This window comes from Pseudomonas savastanoi, from assembly GCF_020917325.1.
Lineage (GTDB): Bacteria > Pseudomonadota > Gammaproteobacteria > Pseudomonadales > Pseudomonadaceae > Aquipseudomonas > Aquipseudomonas amygdali.
On sequence record NZ_CP076652.1, the window covers coordinates 1,773,319 to 1,790,569 of the forward strand.

Below are 17,251 nucleotides of genomic sequence, written 5' to 3' on the forward strand. Positions count from 1 at the left end.
GAAAGCCGCCTAGTGCGGCTTTTTTTGTTTTGGCGTATTCGTTCCATCGCCTCGCGGGTCCGGCGGCCATACTGCCGCCGGTCGAGTGGGGCGTGCTATGTAGATGGATTCGGTCATCGTCCGGCGCAGAGGTTTCCTTATATAGGGGCCGTGCCAGACACGTCGCGAGTGATGCGAGGTGTTTTCCTTTCTCCTCCGGCTGTAGTCCGATTCCTTCTTGTTAACCCGCCCTTTTTCAGTAGGGTGACTTCTTGAGTTTGACCCACTAGAATGCATGCCCTTGATTCTGGGGTCGGAAACGGCCGGCTAACGTCTGTGCAACGAGGAATATCCATGCAAGTTTCTGTTGAAAATACTTCCGCTCTTGAGCGCCGCATGACCATTGGCGTGCCTGCCGAACGCATCGAGACTGAAGTCAACAAGCGTCTGCAGCAGACCGCACGTAAAGCCAAGATCCCGGGCTTCCGCCCAGGCAAGGTGCCTATGAGCGTGATCCGTCAGCGTTATGAAGACGGCGCACGTCAGGAAGCACTGGGCGATCTGATTCAGGCTACTTTCTACGAGGCTGTGGTTGAGCAGAAGCTGAACCCGGCCGGTGCTCCTGCTGTAGAGCCGAAATCTTTCGAAAAAGGCAAAGACCTGGAATACGTGGCTACTTTCGAAGTATTCCCGGAATTCACCGTTGCCGGTTTCGACACCATCGCCGTAGAGCGCCTGTCTGCCGACGTGGCGGACAGCGATCTGGACAACATGCTGGAAGTGCTGCGCAAGCAGAACGTTCGTTTTGAAGTGGCCGACCGTGCTGCCCAGAACGAAGACCAGCTGAACATCGATTTCGTGGGCAAGGTCGACGGCGAAGTGTTCGCTGGCGGTTCTGCCACGGCTACCCAGCTGGTGCTGGGTTCGGGTCGCATGATTCCTGGTTTCGAAGACGGTCTGGTTGGCGCCAAGGCTGGCGAAGAGCGCGTTCTGAACGTGACCTTCCCCGAGGACTATCAGAACCTTGAGCTGGCCGGCAAGGCTGCCGAGTTCACCGTGACCGTCAATACCGTTTCCGAGCCAAAGCTGCCTGAGCTGAACGAAGAGTTCTTCAAGCAGTTCGGTATCAAGGAAACCGGTATCGAAGGCTTCCGCACCGAGGTTCGCAAGAACATGGAGCGCGAGCTGCGTCAGGCGATCAAGTCCAAGGTCAAGAATCAGGTCATGGACGGTCTGCTGGCTGCCAACCCGATCGAAGTGCCTAAAGCGCTGCTGGAAAACGAAGTCAACCGTCTGCGCGTCCAGGCTGTTCAACAGTTCGGCGGCAACATCAAGCCAGACCAGTTGCCGGCTGAGCTGTTCGAAGAGCAGGCCAAGCGTCGCGTCGAGCTGGGTCTGATCGTTGCCGAGGTCGTCAAGCAGTTCGACCTCAAGCCTGATGATGCTCGCGTACGTGAAATGATTCAGGAAATGGCATCCGCCTATCAGGAGCCTGAGCAGGTTGTTGCCTGGTACTACAAGAACGAGCAGCAAATGAACGAGGTACGTTCTGTTGTGCTTGAAGAGCAAGTTGTAGATACTGTTTTGCAGAAAGCTAGCGTGACCGACAAATCGGTCTCCTACGAAGAAGCTGTCAAGCCGGTGGAAGCTCCAAAAGCCGACTGATTTCTCTTTTCGTGCGAAAACACCCACAAGCCAGCCTTCGCGCTGGCTTGTGCGTATTCAAGACTCGACTATTTGGGAGTGAATGCAGGACATGTCCCGCAATTCTTATATTCAGCAGAACTCTGACATCCAGGCCGCTGGCGGCCTGGTCCCGATGGTTATCGAGCAGTCCGCCCGTGGCGAACGCGCCTATGACATCTATTCGCGCCTTCTCAAGGAGCGAGTCATCTTTATGGTTGGTCCGGTAGAGGACTACATGGCCAACCTTATCGCGGCACAACTGCTCTTCCTTGAAGCGGAAAACCCGGACAAGGATATCCATCTCTACATCAACTCGCCGGGCGGTTCGGTGACAGCAGGCATGTCGATCTACGACACCATGCAGTTCATCAAGCCGGACGTTTCGACTATCTGTATCGGTCAGGCTTGCAGCATGGGTGCATTCCTGCTGGCCGGTGGTGCAGAAGGCAAGCGTCATTGCCTGCCCAACTCGCGGATGATGATTCACCAGCCGCTGGGCGGTTTCCAGGGTCAGGCGTCGGATATCGACATCCATGCCAAGGAAATCCTGCACATTCGTCATCGTCTCAACTCGCTGCTGGCGCATCACACCGGCCAGAGCCTCGAAACCATCGAGCGCGACACCGAGCGTGACAACTTCATGAGCGCAGAGCGTGCGGCTGAATACGGCCTGATCGACTCCGTGATCAACAAGCGTCAAATGCCTGCCTAAGCGGCTCAAAATGTAGGGGGTCGGCACAACCGACCGCCTGCGGACTTGAAAAAGCCCGCAATAGCCTTCATCTTGTGTTGCAAGCCTACCGGATTGGATCGATCGAATGACTGACACCCGCAACGGCGAGGACAACGGCAAATTGCTCTATTGCTCCTTCTGTGGCAAAAGCCAGCATGAAGTGCGCAAATTGATTGCCGGCCCCTCGGTCTTTATCTGCGACGAGTGCGTCGACCTGTGCAACGACATCATCCGCGAGGAGGTGCAGGAAGCACAGGCCGAAAGCAGCGCGCATAAATTGCCTTCGCCTAAAGAAATCAGTGGCATCCTTGACCAGTATGTAATCGGTCAGGAACGTGCCAAAAAGGTCCTCGCAGTAGCGGTGTACAACCACTACAAGCGTCTGAACCAGCGCGACAAAAAGAACGACGACGTTGAACTGGGCAAGAGCAACATCCTGCTGATCGGCCCTACGGGCTCCGGCAAGACGCTGCTGGCCGAAACACTGGCCCGTCTGCTCAATGTGCCGTTCACCATCGCTGACGCCACCACCCTGACCGAAGCCGGTTATGTGGGTGAGGACGTTGAAAACATTATCCAGAAGCTGTTGCAGAAATGTGATTACGATGTCGAGAAGGCCCAGATGGGCATTGTCTACATCGATGAAATCGACAAGATTTCGCGCAAATCCGACAACCCTTCGATCACTCGTGACGTTTCCGGCGAAGGCGTGCAGCAAGCCTTGCTGAAGCTGATCGAGGGCACCGTGGCTTCCGTTCCTCCGCAAGGTGGTCGCAAGCATCCGCAGCAGGAATTCCTGCAAGTGGACACACGCAACATCCTCTTTATCTGCGGTGGTGCCTTCTCGGGCCTGGAAAAGGTCATTCAGAACCGTTCCACCCGTGGCGGCATCGGCTTCAACGCCGAGGTTCGCAGCAAGGAGGAGGGCAAGAAGGTTGGCGAGTCCCTGCGTGAAGTCGAGCCTGACGATCTGGTCAAGTTCGGTCTGATCCCCGAGTTCGTGGGCCGTCTGCCAGTGCTTGCAACGCTGGACGAGCTGGATGAGGCTGCTTTGATACAGATCCTCACCGAGCCGAAGAATGCGCTGACCAAGCAGTATGCCAAGCTGTTCGAGATGGAAGGCGTGGACCTCGAGTTCCGCACCGACGCGTTGAAGTCGGTTGCCCGTCGCGCGCTGGAGCGCAAGACCGGTGCCCGTGGCTTGCGTTCCATCCTCGAAGGCGTGCTGCTCGACACCATGTACGAAATTCCGTCGCAAAGTGACGTGAGCAAGGTGGTGATCGATGAGAGCGTTATCGATGGTACGTCCAAGCCGCTGCTGATCTACGAAAACAGTGAGCCGCCTGCCAAGGTTGCCCCTGACGCGTAACACACGCAGGTGTATGGGCGTGTGAAGTAATACGGAAGGGGGCCTTTTTGGCCCCCTTTTGCATTTTTCAGCCGTTCATTCGTTTTGTATGAAGAAATTGATCTTGGCGGGTCGTGGCTCTAGAGCTTGTTTTTTTTGGACGCTACCCCCATCTTGGCTTCAAGCTAATTCCATCTGTCCCGGCCAATTGGCCGCCGTAGAGGCGAAATCATGAAGACCACTATTGAATTGCCTCTCTTGCCATTGCGTGATGTCGTGGTTTATCCGCACATGGTTATCCCGCTGTTCGTGGGGCGCGAGAAGTCTATCGAAGCCCTTGAAGCGGCAATGACGGGCGACAAGCAGATTCTGCTGCTCGCGCAAAGAAACCCGGCTGACGACGATCCTGATGAAAAGGCGTTGTACAACGTCGGCACTATTGCCACCGTATTGCAGTTGCTCAAGCTGCCTGATGGCACCGTCAAGGTGCTGGTCGAAGGTGAGCAGCGTGGTTCGGTAGAGCGTTTCATCGAAGTCGATGGCCATTACCGCGCCGACGTCGCGTTGATCGACGAAGTCGATGCCCCGGATCGCGAATCCGAAGTATTTGTGCGCAGCCTGCTGGCTCAGTTCGAGCAGTATGTGCAGCTTGGCAAGAAAGTCCCCGCAGAAGTCCTCTCGTCGCTCAACAGCATCGATGAGCCCGGTCGCCTGGTTGACACCATGGCAGCGCACATGGCGCTCAAGATCGAGCAGAAGCAGGAAATTCTCGAGATTATCGACCTGTCGGCCCGTGTCGAGCACGTGCTGGCCTTGCTGGATGCTGAAATCGACCTGCTGCAGGTTGAAAAGCGCATTCGCGGTCGTGTGAAAAAACAAATGGAGCGCAGCCAGCGCGAGTACTACCTGAATGAGCAGATGAAGGCCATTCAGAAAGAACTGGGCGATGGCGACGAAGGCCATAACGAAATTGAAGAGCTGAAAAAGCGCATCGACGCTGCCGGGCTGCCCAAGGACGCTCTGACCAAGGCGACTGCCGAGCTGAACAAGCTCAAGCAGATGTCGCCGATGTCGGCCGAGGCGACTGTGGTGCGCTCCTACATCGACTGGCTGGTTCAGGTGCCGTGGAAGGCCCAGAGCAAGGTGCGCCTGGACCTTGCGCGCGCTGAAGCGATCCTCGATGCCGACCATTATGGTCTGGATGAGGTCAAGGAACGCATTCTCGAATACCTCGCCGTGCAAAAGCGCGTGAAGAAGATTCGTGGCCCTGTGCTGTGTCTGGTAGGTCCACCGGGTGTGGGTAAAACTTCCCTGGCCGAGTCCATCGCCAACGCAACCAATCGTAAATTCGTGCGTATGGCACTCGGTGGCGTGCGTGACGAGGCTGAAATTCGTGGTCATCGCCGGACTTACATCGGTTCGATGCCAGGAAGATTGATACAAAAGATGACAAAGGTGGGCGTCCGCAACCCGCTGTTCCTGCTTGATGAAATCGACAAGATGGGCAGTGACATGCGCGGCGATCCGGCGTCGGCATTGCTTGAGGTCCTGGACCCCGAGCAGAACCATAACTTCAATGATCACTACCTCGAAGTCGACTACGATCTTTCCGACGTAATGTTCCTGTGCACGTCGAACTCGATGAATATTCCGCCAGCCTTGCTGGACCGGATGGAAGTCATTCGCCTGCCGGGTTACACCGAAGACGAAAAGATCAACATCGCCGTCAAATACCTCTCGCCCAAGCAGATTCAGGCCAATGGCTTGAAGAAAGGCGAGATCCAGTTCGACGAGGAAGCAATCCGCGACATCATTCGCTACTACACCCGTGAAGCGGGCGTACGCGGTCTAGAGCGCCAGATTGCCAAGGTTTGCCGCAAGGCGGTCAAAGAACACGCCATGGAAAAACGCTTCTCCGTGCAGGTTACTGCCGAGATGCTCGAACACTTCCTGGGTGTGCGCAAATTCCGCTACGGACTGGCCGAGCAACAGGATCAGATCGGTCAGGTCACAGGCCTGGCGTGGACTCAGGTGGGCGGTGAATTGCTGACCATCGAGGCTGCGGTTGTATCGGGCAAGGGCCAGTTGATCAAGACCGGTTCGCTGGGTGATGTCATGGTCGAATCCATTACAGCCGCGCAGACCGTGGTGCGCAGTCGTGCCCGTAGTCTGGGCATTCCAGCCGATTTCCACGAGAAACACGACACGCATATCCACATGCCGGAAGGCGCGACGCCCAAGGATGGACCAAGCGCTGGCGTAGGCATGTGTACTGCTCTGGTATCAGCGCTTACACAGATCCCGGTACGTGCCGATGTGGCAATGACGGGCGAGATTACCTTGCGCGGGCAGGTGCTGGCGATTGGTGGTCTGAAGGAAAAACTTCTGGCTGCGCATCGCGGCGGAATCAAGACGGTGATCATTCCGGAAGAAAACGTGCGTGATTTGAAGGAGATTCCTGACAATATCAAGCAGGATCTGCAAATCAAGCCCGTTAAATGGATTGACGAAGTCCTGCAAATTGCGCTGCAATACGCGCCGGAGCCGTTGCCGGACGTGGCTACAGATCTGGTCGCAAAGGAAGAAAAACGCGAGTCTGACTCTAAGGACAGAATTAGCACGCATTAAGACTGGGTAGGCTTCCTTGACAGCTTTTTAGAGCCCTTGTTATAAAGCGGCTCTTCAAAGCAAGCACCAGCAAGCCTTCCAGCGCTCGTTTTGCTTAACACCTAAAACTTAGAAACATACTCAATATAGAGATAAGGGGACTTAGAGTGAACAAGTCGGAACTGATTGATGCTATCGCTGCATCTGCTGATATCCCGAAAGCTGCTGCTGGCCGTGCGCTGGACGCAGTGATCGAATCCGTCACTGGCGCTCTGAAGGCTGGCGACTCGGTTGTTTTGGTTGGCTTTGGTACGTTCTCCGTGACTGATCGTCCTGCTCGCATCGGTCGCAACCCTCAGACTGGTAAGACGCTGGAAATCGCTGCTGCTAAAAAACCAGGTTTCAAAGCTGGTAAAGCCCTCAAAGAAGCTGTCAACTAAGCCTCTCGATGCCTTTGCCCGCTGGGTCGGGTCTGTCCTGATCCAGTAGCGGAGCGGTGGTGCATTCGGTTGCAACACCGAGGGGTTCGAGCCCTACCGCTCCGTCAGTTACGAGAAGGCGCATCCTCGGATGCGCCTTTCTTCTATCCGCTTTCTACCCACGCTCCGCGGTTGGTTAGTCAGTTCAACCGTTTTGGGGGACGCAATGCTGCAGAACATCAGGGACAATTCACAAGGCTGGATTGCCAAGACAATTATCGGAATCATCATCGCTTTGATGGCCTTCACCGGCATCGAGGCGTTGTTTACCGCTACCAGCAATAAGCAGAACGCGGCTGAAGTGAACGGCGAGGACATCTCTCAGAATGAGTTGAGCCAGGCCGTCGACATGCAGCGGCGTCAGTTGGCTCAGCAGCTCGCGCAGCAGTTGGGCAAGGATTTCGATCCTGCGATGCTGGATGAAAAGCTGTTGCGTGAATCAGCCCTCAAAGGCCTGATCGACCGCAAGCTGCTGCTGCAAGGTGCAACGGATGCGAAATTCTCGTTTTCCGACGCGGCACTGGATCAGCAGCTTTTGCAGACGCCTGAGTTTCAGGTCGATGGCAAGTTCAGTGCTGACCGTTTCGATCAGGTCATTCGCCAGCTGGGTTACAGCCGTCTGCAGTTCCGCCAGATGCTTGGCCAGGAAATGCTCATCGGTCAGGTGCGTGCGGGGGTTGCCGGCAGTGCTTTCGTAACCGATGCACAGGTTGACGCTTTTGCCCGTCTGGAAAAGCAGACCCGTGATTTCGCGTCGCTGATCCTGCCCGCCGATACCACGGCGGTCAAAGTGACGGACGACGAAGTCAAGGCTCACTACGACCAGCATGCCAAGGAGTTCATGAGCCCTGAGCAGGTTGTGCTTGATTACATCGAATTGAAGAAGTCGTCTTTCTTCGACAAGGTGCAGGTCAAGGATGAGGACTTGCAGGCGGCTTATCAGAAGGAAATCGCCAATCTGTCCGAACAGCGTCGTGCTGCGCACATCCTGATCGAGGTCAACGACAAACTGAACGACGAGCAGGCCAAGGCGAAGATTGAAGAAATTCAACAGCGTCTGGCCAAGGGTGAAGATTTTGCGGCGCTGGCCAAGGAATATTCGCAGGACCCTGGTTCGTCCAGCAAGGGAGGTGATCTTGGTTACGCAGGCAAGGGTGTCTATGACCCTGCGTTCGAAGACACATTGTATGCCTTGAACAAGGACCAGGTATCGCAGCCTGTGCGTACCGACTTCGGCTGGCACCTGATCAAGTTGCTGGGCGTCGAGGCTCCATCGGTGCCGACCTTCGCCAGTCTGAAAGACAAACTGACCACGGATTTGAAATCGCAGCTGGTCGAGCAGAAATTTGTCGAAGTGACCAAGCAGCTGGAAGATTCTGCGTTTGAATCGTCCGATCTGTCTCAACCGGCACAGGACCTGGGCCTGAAGGTTCAGACCACTGCGCCATTCGGTCGTGAAGGCGGTGAGGGTATTACAGCCAACCGTGCGGTTATCCAGGCTGCGTTCAGCCCGGAAGTGCTGGAAGAAGGCTCCAACAGCAACACGCTGGAGCTGGATCCGGAGACCGTCGTGGTGGTGCGCTCCAAAGAGCATCTGCAACCTCAGCAGTTGCCGCTTGAGAGCGTTGCCAGCTCGATTCGCACTCAACTGGTCAAGGAGCACGCCACGGCCGCTGCCAAGGCCAAGGGCGAGGCTCTGCTGGCCGGGCTGCGTGATGGCAAGATCCCGCTGGCTGCGAAGCAGGATGGACGTGACTGGAAATCGATGGAAGCAGTCACTCGCAGTCAGGAAGGCGTTGATCCTCAAGTACTGCAGACGCTGTTCCGCATGCCCAAGCCTGATGGCAAGGGCAAGCCGGAATTCGCCAGCATTACTGCAGCCGATGGCAGCTTCGTGATTGTGCGCCTCAATGGCGTGAATCAGGCTGCTGCGCCGACTGACGCGGAAAAGGCGCAATACCGTCGCTTCCTCGCGTCGCGTGCGGGTCAGCAGGATTTCGCTGCGTACCGTGCACAGCTGGAAAGCAAGGCGAAGATCGAGAAGTTCTAAGCTCGAAACCCGCACAAAAAAGAAGGCCGCTCACTGAGCGGCCTTCTTTTTGAGTGCAAGAAAGTTGCCTGCCGGAAAAATGCCGCTCGCGAGGAGCGGCGCTTGCCGTCTTACTCTTCCATGCTGCCCATCGCGGTGGTGTTGAAACCGCCGTCGACGTACATGATCTCACCACTGATGCCCGACGCCAGGTCAGAGCACAGGAACGCACCGGCATTGCCGACTTCGTCGATGGTCACGTTGCGGCGCAAAGGAGTCTGCGCCTCGTTGGCAGCCAGCATTTTGCGGAAGTTCTTGATACCCGAAGCCGCCAGTGTGCGGATCGGGCCGGCCGATACAGCATTGACGCGAGTACCTTCCGGGCCGAGGCTGCCGGCCAGGTAACGAACGCCGGCTTCCAGGCTGGCCTTGGCCATGCCCATGACGTTGTAGTTGGGCATGGTGCGCTCTGCGCCCAGGTACGACAGGGTCAGCAGGCTGCCATTGCGGCCCTTCATCATTTCGCGACCAGCCTTGGCCAGGGCCACGAAGCTGTAGGCGCTGATGTCGTGAGCGATGCGGAAACCTTCGCGAGTAGTAGCGTCGGTGAAGTCGCCGTCGAGCTGGTCACCCGGAGCAAAGCCGACCGAGTGAACGATCACGTCCAGGCCGTCCCACTTCTTACTCAGCTCTTCAAAGACCTTGGTGATCTCTTCGTCGCTGGCCACATCGCAAGGGAAGCACAGCTCAGGACCTGAGCCCCAGCCTGCGGCGAACTCTTCGACACGGCCCTTGAGCTTGTCGTTCTGGTAGGTGAAAGCAAGCTCTGCACCTTCACGATGCATGGCGGCAGCAATGCCGGATGCGATGGACAGTTTACTGGCGACACCGACGATCAGGACGCGCTTACCGGCGAGAAAACCCATGTGTTGTTCCTCTTCAGGTTAATCGACAGCTACCGGTGCCAAAAAGGCGGCTTCCAGCAGCTGCTGTGTATAAGGATGTTGCGGTGCGGCGAAGATGTCCTGCGCTGCACCCTGTTCGACCACTTGGCCTTGCTTGACCACCATCAACTGGTGGCTCAGCGCTTTGACGACAGCCAGGTCATGGCTGATGAACAAATACGTCAGATTGTACTTGGCTTGCAGCGAGCGAAGCAGCTCGACGACCTGACGCTGTACGGTCCGGTCGAGGGCTGATGTCGGCTCGTCCAGCAAGATAAGCGCCGGTTTCAATACCAGCGCACGTGCAATGGCGATCCTCTGCCGTTGGCCACCGGAGAACTCGTGAGGGTAGCGGTGCCGGGTATCCGGATCCAGGCCAACCTCCCTGAGTGCTTCGATGATCGCCGTCTGTTGCTCGGCGGCCGTGCCCATGCCATGGATTCGCAAGCCTTCGCCAACGATTTCACCCACTGACATACGCGGGCTCAAACTGCCAAACGGGTCCTGGAACACCACCTGCATCTGCCTGCGCAGCGGACGGATCTGCTGTTGCGACAGAGATTCTAGCGCGTTGCCCTTGAAACGTATGGTGCCCTGGCTGCCGATCAGCCGAAGAATCGCCAGCCCCAGCGTCGATTTGCCCGACCCGCTTTCACCCACGATGCCCAGTGTTTGCCCTTGCGGCAGGCTGAAGCGTATGCCGTCCACCGCCTTGACGTGGTCGACCGTGCGCTTGAGCAGGCCCTTTTTGATCGGGAACCAGACTTTCAGGTCCTCGACTTCAAGCAGCGGGGCGCCGGCCGGGTTGGTCGAAGGACCGCCGCTGGGCTCTGCGCTGAGCAACACTTTGGTGTAAGGATGTTGCGGCGAACGGAACAATTCTTCGCACGATGCCTGTTCGACGATGCAACCGCGCTGCATGACACATACTCGGTTGGCTATTTGCCTGACCACGTTCAAATCGTGGCTGATAAGCAGCAACGCCATGCCCAGGCGAGCCTGCAATTGCTTGAGCAATTCAAGAATTTTCAGCTGTACCGTGACATCCAGTGCAGTGGTCGGTTCGTCGGCAATCAGCAGCTCCGGCTCGTTGGCCAGTGCCATCGCTATCATCACACGCTGGCGCTGGCCGCCTGACAGCTCATGTGGCAAGGCTTTGAGACGTTTGTGTGGCTCTGGGATGCCTACCAGCTCAAGAAGCCCCAGCGTGCGTTTGGTGGCGTCCTTGCCGCTCAGACCCTTATGCAGGCCAAGTACCTCGTTGATTTGTTTTTCGACCGAGTGCAGCGGGTTCAGCGAGGTCATCGGTTCCTGGAAGATCATGGCGATACGGTTGCCACGGATCGAGCGCAGTTTTTTCTCTTCCACCTTCAGCAGGTCTTCACCGGCGTAGCGGACAGTGCCGCTCGGATGACTGGCAATGGGGTAGGGCAGCAGGCGCAGGATCGAGTGTGCTGTAACTGATTTGCCCGAGCCGCTTTCGCCGACCAGTGCGAGGGTTTCACCCCGACGGATGTCAAAGCTGATGTTCTCGACCACCCGTTGCCGTGAGTCGCCCGTCACGAACTCGACCGCCAGATCGCGGATTTCGATCAGATTGTCATTGCTCATCTTATTTCCTTGGGTCGAAAGCATCGCGGGCGGATTCGCCGATGAACACCAGCAGGCTCAGCATGATGGCCAGCACAGCGAACGCGCTGATGCCCAGCCAGGGTGCCTGCAGGTTGGATTTGCCCTGCGCCACCAGTTCGCCCAGCGAAGGCGACCCGGCGGGCAGGCCGAAGCCCAGGAAGTCCAGTGCAGTCAAGGTGCCGATGGCCCCGGTGAGGATGAACGGCATGAAGGTCATGGTCGATACCATGGCGTTGGGCAGGATATGGCGGAACATGATCGCGCCGTTCTCCATGCCCAGCGCTCGCGCGGCTCTTACATATTCCAGATTCCGGCCACGCAGGAACTCGGCACGCACTACGTCCACCAGATTCATCCAGGAGAACAGCAGCATGATGCCCAGCAGCCACCAGAAGTTGGGTTGCACGAAGCTGGCGAGAATGATCAATAGATACAGCACGGGCAGGCCCGACCACACCTCCAGAAAACGCTGGCCCAGCAGGTCGACCCAGCCGCCATAGAAACCCTGCAGGGCACCTGCGATGACGCCGATGATCGAGCTGAGGATGGTCAGGGTCAGGGCGAACAGCACGGAAATCCTGAAGCCGTAGATCACTCGTGCCAACACATCACGGCCCTGATCGTCGGTGCCCAGCAGGTTTTCCCGGGACGGTGGCGCAGGGGCGGGGACTTTCAGGTCGTAGTTGATGCTCTGGTAACTGAACGGGATGGGCGCCCACAGGGTCCAGCCATCCTTCGCCGCGAGCAATTCCTTGATGTACGGGCTCTTGTAATTGGCTTCCAGCGGGAATTCGCCGCCGAAGGTGGTCTCCGGGTAACGCTCCAGCACCGGGAAGTACCAGTGACCGTCGTAGCGCACGGCGAGCGGTTTATCGTTGGCGATCAGTTCGGCGCCCAGGCTCAGGCCGAACAGGATGAGGAACAGCCACAGTGACCACCAGCCGCGCCGGTTGGCTTTGAAGCGTTCGAAGCGACGGCGATTGAGAGGAGACAGCTTCATATCAATGCTTCCTGCTTTCGAAGTCGATGCGCGGGTCTACCAGGGTGTAGGTGATGTCGCCGATCAGCTTCACCACCAACCCCAGCAGGGTGAAGATGAACAGGGTGCCGAACACCACCGGGTAGTCGCGGTTGATAGCGGCTTCAAAACTCATCAGGCCCAGGCCGTCCAGCGAAAAGATCACTTCCACCAGCAGCGAGCCGGTGAAGAAGATACCGATGAACGCCGACGGGAAGCCGGCGATCACTAGCAGCATCGCGTTGCGAAACACATGGCCGTAGAGCACCTTGTGGTTGCTCAGGCCCTTGGCTTTGGCGGTGGTGACATATTGCTTGCTGATTTCGTCGAGAAAGCTGTTCTTGGTCAGCAGGGTCATGGTGGCGAAGTTGCCGATCACCAGCGCGGTGACCGGCAGCACCAGATGCCAGAAGTAGTCGAAGACCTTGCCCAGGGTGCTCAGTTCGTCATAGTTGTTCGAAGTCAGCCCGCGCAGCGGGAACCAGTTGAAGTAGCTGCCACCGGCAAACACCACGATCAGCAGAATCGCGAACAGAAACGCCGGGATGGCGTAGCCGACGATGATCGCCGAGCTGGTCCACACGTCGAACTGGCTGCCGTGGCGAGTGGCTTTGGCGATCCCAAGCGGGATCGACACCAGGTACATGATCAGCGTGCTCCATAACCCCAGAGAGATGGAGACCGGCATCTTCTCGACGATCAGGTCGATCACCTTGGCATCGCGAAAGAAGCTGTCGCCGAAATCCAGCGTGGCGTAGTTCTTGATCATGATCCACAGGCGTTCCGGTGCCGATTTATCGAATCCGTACATGCGTTCGATTTCTTTGATCAGTGCCGGGTCCAGGCCCTGCGCGCCACGGTAGTTGGAGCCCGCCACCGAGACCTCGGCACCGCCACCCGCAATTCGGCTGGTAGCGCCATCGAAGCCTTCGATCTTGGCGATCATCTGCTCGACCGGTCCACCGGGTGCGGCCTGAATGATGACGAAGTTGATGATCAGAATGCCGAGCAGGGTAGGGATGATCAGCAGTAGCCGTCGCAGAATATAAGCCAGCATGTTATTGCTCCGCGTTCGCAGGCTTGGCCTGATCAGTGGCTGACGGGGTCGCGGTGGCGGGTTTGACATTCGGCTTCGCCCACCAGGTCATCAGGCCGATATCGGAAAGCGCCTTGGCCTTGGGATGGTCGATGTGATTCCAGTAAGCCACCCGCCAGGTTTTGATGTGCCAGTTGGGTACAACGTAAAAACCCCACAGTAATACGCGGTCCAGCGCTTTGGTATAAGTGATCAGGCTTTCCCGGGAGTCGGCGTTGATCAGCCCGTTGACCAGCGTGTCTACCGCCGGGTCCTTGAGGCCCATGAAGTTGCGGCTGCCCGGGTTGTCGGCGCTGGATGAGTCGAAATACACGCGCTGCTCGTTACCGGGTGAGCTGGACTGCGGATAGCCAGTGACGATCATGTCGTAGTCCCGCGAGCGCAGGCGGTTGATGTATTGCGACACGTCGGCGCGGCGAATCACCAGCTCGATGCCCAGGTCACTCAGGTTACGTTTGTAAGGCAACAGAATGCGCTCGAACTCGGTCTGGGCGATCAGAAACTCCAGCTTCACCGGGTTGCCCTGTGCATCGACCATCTTGTCGTCGACGATCTTCCAGCCCGCTTCCTGCAACAGCTGGAAGGCCCGGCGTTGCTGTGGACGAATCATGCCACTGCCATCGGTTACCGGCAGCGTGAAGGGTTCGGTGAACACTCTATCCGGGATCTTGCCGCGCAACGGTTCAAGGATTTTCAGTTCTTCGGCAGACGGCAGACCGCTGGCGGCCATTTCCGAGTTGTCGAAATAGCTTTTGGTGCGGCTGTACGAGCCGTTGAACAGCTGTTTGTTGGTCCACTCGAAGTCCAGCAGCAGAGTCAGCGCCTCACGGACCCTGACGTCTTGAAACACCGGCTTGCGCAGGTTGAAGACAAAACCCTGCATGCCCGTCGGATTGCCATTGGGCAGCTCTTCCTTGATCAGCCTGCCATCCCGGACTGCTGGCGTGTCATATGCAGTTGCCCAGTTCTTGGCGCTGGTTTCCACCCAATAATCGAACTGCCCGGCTTTGCCCGCTTCCAGCGCGACGGTGTTGTCGCGATAGTAGTCGGTGGTCAGCACATCGAAGTTGTAGAAGCCCTTATTGATCGGCAGGTCCTTGGCCCAGTAATCCTTGACCCGTTCATAGCGCACCGAGCGCCCGGCTTTTACATCGGCGACCTTGTACGGCCCGCTGCCCAGCGGGAAGTCCAGGTTGCCCTTGCTGAAGTCGCGATCTGCCCAGAAATGTTTGGGCAGCACGGGTAACTGGCCAAGAATCAGCGGCATCTCCCGATTGCCCTTGTGCTTGAATTTGAACAGCACACGCAGCGGGTCTTCGACGACCACCTGATCGACGTCGGCGTAGTAACCCTTGTACATGGGCGACCCGTGCTCCATCAGTGTCTTGAAGCTGAACTCCACGTCTTCTGCACGCATCGGGTGGCCGTCATGAAAGCGCGCTTCCGGGCGCAGGTAGAAGCGTACCCAGCTGTTGTCCGGGGCTTTCTCGATTTTACCGGCAACCAGCCCGTACTCACTGAACGGTTCATCCAGGCTTGCACGGGCCAGGGTGTCGTAGATCAGGCCGATGTCATCTGCCGGCACGCCCTTGTTGATGAACGGGTTGAGGCTGTCGAAACCGCCGAAGCCTGCCTGGCGGAACGTGCCACCCTTGGGCGCATCCGGGTTCACGTAGTCGAAGTGCTTGAAGTCGGCCGGGTACTTGGGCGGCTCGTCGTACAGCGTCACGCCATGCTGAGGCGCAGCCTGTACCGTGCAGGCGAGGCTGGCCAACAGCAGGCCGGCCGCTTGCGCGCGCAGGGAATGCAATGGGTTCATCGGGGCTTCTCCAGAGTCTTGAGCCACCACGCACGCAGCCCCAGGGTGTAGGGCGGGGTGGTGACCATGGCGAATCGGTTGCGATAGGCAAGCCGATGATTGTTCAGATACCAGTTGGGAATGCTGTAGTGCTGAGCCAGCAGCACGCGGTCCAGCGCTCGCGCAGCCGCGACCTGTTCATCGCGGGTTTGCGCGCCGAGCAGTTTGTTCAGCAGGGCGTCGACCACCGGGTTGGCAATGCCGGCGTAGTTCTTGCTGCCGTTGATCGCGGCCTGGCTTGAATGAAAATATTGCCACTGCTCAAGACCAGGGCTCAGCGTCTGTTGCAGGGTCATGAGAATCATGTCGAAGTCGAAACGGTCCAGGCGTTGTTTGTACTGGGCGCGATCGACGGTGCGCAGCCCTGCATCGATACCCAGGCGTCGCAGGTCTTCAATGTAGGGCTGCAGGATGCGTTCGAGGTTGGGGTTGACCAGCAGGATCTCGAAGCGCAGCGGTTGCTTGTCGGCGTTGAGCAAGCCCTTGTCCGACAGCGTCCAGCCAGCATCGGCAAGCAGTTTCAAGGCCTTGCGCAGAGTGTCGCGCGGGATGCCGCCGCCATCGGTTTTCGATGGGGCAAATGGCTGGGTAAACAGACTGGCGGGCAACTGATCGCGATAAGGCGCCAGCAATAACCATTCAGCCCCGCTCGGCAGGCCCGTCGCTGAAAACTCGCTGTTGGGGTAATAGCTGGTCGAACGCTCATAAGCGTCGCTGAACAGTGTGCGGTTGGTCCATTCGAAATTGAACAGCAGCCCCAGTGCTTCGCGTACGCGGATATCGGCGAAGGCCGCGCGCCTCGTGTTCATGAACAGGCCCTGGGTCTGGGTCGGTATGCGGTGCGGAATCTGCGCCTTGATTACCTGACCGTTTGCCACTGCCGGGAAGTTATAGCCATTGGCCCAGTTCTTGGCCTGATGCTCGATGTAGATATCGAATTCGCCCGCCTTGAATGCTTCGAACGCCACATCGCTGTCGCGGTAGAACTCGACTTCCACCCGGTCGAAATTGTATTTGCCGCGGTTGACCGGCAGGTCCTTGCCCCAGTAATCCTTGACCCGCTCGAACACCAGCTGACGTCCGGGCTGCACGCGGGTGATGCGGTAGGGGCCACTGCCCAGCGGCGGTTCGAAGGTAGTCGCCTTGAAGTCTCTGTTCTTCCAGTAATGCTGGGGCAGCACTGGCAGTTCCCCAAGACGCAGAATCAGCAACGGATTGCCAGAGCGCTTGAAGACAAACCGGATGCGATGACGATTGAGAATGTCGACGCGCTGCACTTCCTGCAAGGCGGTGCGGTATTGAGGATGACCGTCCTTGAGCAGCGTTCGGTAGGAAAACGCCACGTCGTAGGCGGTGATGGGCTTGCCATCGTGAAAGCGCGCCTGTGGGCGCAGGTTGAACACCACCCAGCTGCGGTCCTCGCTGTATTCCACGGACTGGGCGATCAGCCCGTAGCTGGAGGTCGGTTCATCGCCGGACGGGTCGTACTGCCCTGTGCCCACCATCAACGGCTCGTTCAGTTCATTGACGCCGTATTGCAGGAAGTTTCCGGTCGAGACCGGGCTGCTGCCCTTGAATGTGTAAGGGTTCAGCGTGTCGAACGTACCAAACGCCATCATTCTCAAGGTGCCACCTTTCGGCGCCTCGGGATTGACCCAGTCGAAATGAGTAAAGCTGGCCGGGTACTTGAGAACACCAAACTGCGCATAGCCATGACTTTCTGTGATGGCTGCGTTGGCGCAGAAGCTCAAGGCCAGGCTGATGGTTAGCAGGAAGGGACGTATCACGATCCGGGCGACTTGGGCTTTCGGGTCGCTAACAGTAACAGCTTGTTCCAGCTGG

12 protein-coding genes are annotated in these 17,251 nt (G+C 57.7%); 6 read left to right on the forward strand and 6 right to left on the reverse strand.

Annotation, left to right across the window (positions count from 1 at the left end; genetic code table 11):
• Positions 1 to 333 precede the first annotated feature (333 nt).
• From tig to KP808_RS07945, 6 genes are all read left to right on the forward strand, one after another.
• A complete protein-coding gene (tig, locus tag KP808_RS07920; RefSeq protein ID WP_002552733.1) occupies positions 334 to 1,644 on the forward strand; it encodes a trigger factor in 1,311 nt (436 codons plus the stop codon).
• 91 nt (positions 1,645 to 1,735) lie between these two features.
• Positions 1,736 to 2,377, forward strand: a complete 642-nt coding sequence (gene clpP, locus KP808_RS07925) for an ATP-dependent Clp endopeptidase proteolytic subunit ClpP (protein ID WP_002552734.1) — start codon at positions 1,736 to 1,738, stop codon at positions 2,375 to 2,377.
• A 106-nt stretch (positions 2,378 to 2,483) separates the two neighbouring features.
• Positions 2,484 to 3,767: an ATP-dependent Clp protease ATP-binding subunit ClpX gene (gene clpX, locus KP808_RS07930; RefSeq protein ID WP_002552735.1), complete on the forward strand. Its 1,284-nt coding sequence runs from the start codon at positions 2,484 to 2,486 to the stop codon at positions 3,765 to 3,767.
• Positions 3,768 to 3,977: 210 nt separating this feature from the next.
• Positions 3,978 to 6,374, forward strand: a complete 2,397-nt coding sequence (lon, locus tag KP808_RS07935) for an endopeptidase La (protein WP_002552736.1) — start codon at positions 3,978 to 3,980, stop codon at positions 6,372 to 6,374.
• Positions 6,375 to 6,520: 146 nt separating this feature from the next.
• Positions 6,521 to 6,793, forward strand: a complete 273-nt coding sequence (locus KP808_RS07940; RefSeq protein ID WP_002552737.1) for an HU family DNA-binding protein — start codon at positions 6,521 to 6,523, stop codon at positions 6,791 to 6,793.
• A 205-nt stretch (positions 6,794 to 6,998) separates the two neighbouring features.
• Complete coding sequence (locus KP808_RS07945; RefSeq protein ID WP_230017995.1) at positions 6,999 to 8,882, forward strand: SurA N-terminal domain-containing protein; 1,884 nt, start codon at positions 6,999 to 7,001, stop codon at positions 8,880 to 8,882.
• A gap of 110 nt (positions 8,883 to 8,992) precedes the next feature.
• On the opposite strand, the gene fabI is transcribed toward KP808_RS07945, so the two are convergent.
• Genes fabI through KP808_RS07975 form a run of 6 tightly spaced genes read right to left on the reverse strand, consistent with a single transcriptional unit; the run spans position 8,993 to position 17,196 of the window.
• Positions 8,993 to 9,787, reverse strand: coding sequence for an enoyl-ACP reductase FabI (fabI, locus tag KP808_RS07950; protein ID WP_004660733.1), 795 nt, complete (start codon positions 9,785 to 9,787; stop codon positions 8,993 to 8,995).
• 18 nt (positions 9,788 to 9,805) lie between these two features.
• Positions 9,806 to 11,416, reverse strand: a complete 1,611-nt coding sequence (locus KP808_RS07955) for an ABC transporter ATP-binding protein (protein WP_230017997.1) — start codon at positions 11,414 to 11,416, stop codon at positions 9,806 to 9,808.
• A gap of 1 nt (position 11,417) precedes the next feature.
• Complete coding sequence (locus KP808_RS07960) at positions 11,418 to 12,437, reverse strand: ABC transporter permease (RefSeq protein ID WP_002552741.1); 1,020 nt, start codon at positions 12,435 to 12,437, stop codon at positions 11,418 to 11,420.
• A 1-nt stretch (position 12,438) separates the two neighbouring features.
• On the reverse strand, positions 12,439 to 13,512 hold the full coding sequence (locus tag KP808_RS07965; RefSeq protein ID WP_002552742.1) for a microcin C ABC transporter permease YejB: 1,074 nt from the start codon (positions 13,510 to 13,512) through the stop codon (positions 12,439 to 12,441).
• A 1-nt stretch (position 13,513) separates the two neighbouring features.
• Positions 13,514 to 15,370 carry an extracellular solute-binding protein gene (locus tag KP808_RS07970; protein WP_230017999.1) on the reverse strand — a complete coding sequence of 619 codons (1,857 nt, stop codon included), beginning with the start codon at positions 15,368 to 15,370 and terminating at the stop codon, positions 13,514 to 13,516.
• The gene (locus KP808_RS07975; protein WP_029241053.1) at positions 15,367 to 17,196 is read right to left on the reverse strand and encodes an extracellular solute-binding protein; all 1,830 of its coding nucleotides are present in this window, start codon (positions 17,194 to 17,196) and stop codon (positions 15,367 to 15,369) included. Before KP808_RS07975 ends, KP808_RS07970 begins: the two co-directional genes overlap by 4 nt.
• Positions 17,197 to 17,251: the final 55 nt, after the last annotated feature.